1 protein-coding gene is annotated in these 252 nt (G+C 52.0%); it reads left to right on the top strand.

The window, feature by feature from the left end; translation table 11 throughout:
• Window positions 1–252 (top strand): hypothetical protein (locus tag SB765_RS31915; protein ID WP_410932796.1); only part of this gene is annotated, 252 nt, incomplete at both ends.

Raw genomic sequence — 252 nt, 5'->3', positions numbered from 1 at the left:
CTCTCCTATTTTGTTTGATACCAAGGATGTCTTCTCAACGATCTGCGCAGAACCTGACTGGGTTGCTATGTGGGAGATCTTGGCTGAGCAACTTGCGGCCACCAGAGAACACGCAATCGCTGAATTCGAGCTGCCAGAGGACGCGCCTGAGGATGACTCGGATCTGATTGCCAGACTTTTTCTCTGGGCATTTGAGCTTTCTGCAATTGAATTAACACAACTCGCACGTGCCGGCGCCCTGCAACTGACGAC

This window comes from Pseudomonas sp. SIMBA_067 (assembly GCF_046534675.1).
GTDB lineage: Bacteria > Pseudomonadota > Gammaproteobacteria > Pseudomonadales > Pseudomonadaceae > Aquipseudomonas > Aquipseudomonas putida.
The sequence above is the reverse complement of the archived record's forward strand: the minus strand, read 5'-3'. Positions and strand labels throughout refer to the sequence as shown.